Origin of the sequence: Kitasatospora sp. MY 5-36 (assembly GCF_001182915.1) — a bacterium.
Lineage (GTDB): Bacteria > Actinomycetota > Actinomycetes > Streptomycetales > Streptomycetaceae > Kitasatospora.
Genome location: NZ_LFVW01001381.1, coordinates 1 through 694, shown reverse-complemented (window position 1 = coordinate 694; position 694 = coordinate 1). Strand labels below are relative to the sequence as shown.

Genomic DNA, 694 nt, shown 5'->3' with positions numbered 1-694 from the left:
CGCGGTGCGACCGCGAGTTGCGGGCCCTCCCCGGGCTGCGGTGCCGTCCCGGACCGCGGCGCGGCCGCGAGTTCCGGCGCGGCGTCCGCCTCGTAGCCGCCGCCCTTGCCCGCCCGGTCGTACGCCGAACCGGGCAGCTTGTCCCCGTACCGCTGGTGCACCAGCTGCTGGTACGCGGCCAGCGTGACCCCGCCCGCGCCCACCGAGCGCCGGGCCTCGTCGTCCAGCGGCAGCACCCGGCCGTCGCGCAGCACGTACCAGGCGTTGACCTGCGGCTCGCGGAAGGCGGTGCCACCGCCGCTGCCCGCCGCCTTCGCCGCGTAGTCGCTCTCGTCACCGCCCGAGGCGATGTTCACCACCTTCCAGCCGCCGCCCTGTCGGACGGTCCAGACCGAGGCGCTCTGCCCGTCCGCCGCGACCACCTTGCTGGCGGTGAACTCCGACGTCGCCACCGGTGCGCCGGGGGTACCGGCCACGAAGCCGGGGTCCAGGACGTACACCGGCACGGTGTCGCCGACCAGCCGCGGCGCGGCCTCGCCCGCCGCCCGGGCCTCCTCGGCGGCGCCGATGGTCAGCTGCCGGGTCGGCGGGACGCCCTTGCGGGCGAAGAAGTGGCCGACCTTGTCGAGGACGGCCGGGTCCTGGACCGCGCCGCGGGCCTGCGCCAGCTCGGCGGCGGGCACCGGGGCCGGGG

The 694-nt window shown here is 78.0% G+C and carries 1 protein-coding gene; it reads right to left on the bottom strand.

Annotation, left to right across the window (positions count from 1 at the left end; genetic code table 11):
* Positions 1–694, bottom strand: a 694-nt coding sequence (locus AE652_RS42545; protein WP_049661673.1) for a hypothetical protein, incomplete at both ends; no start/stop codon positions are given.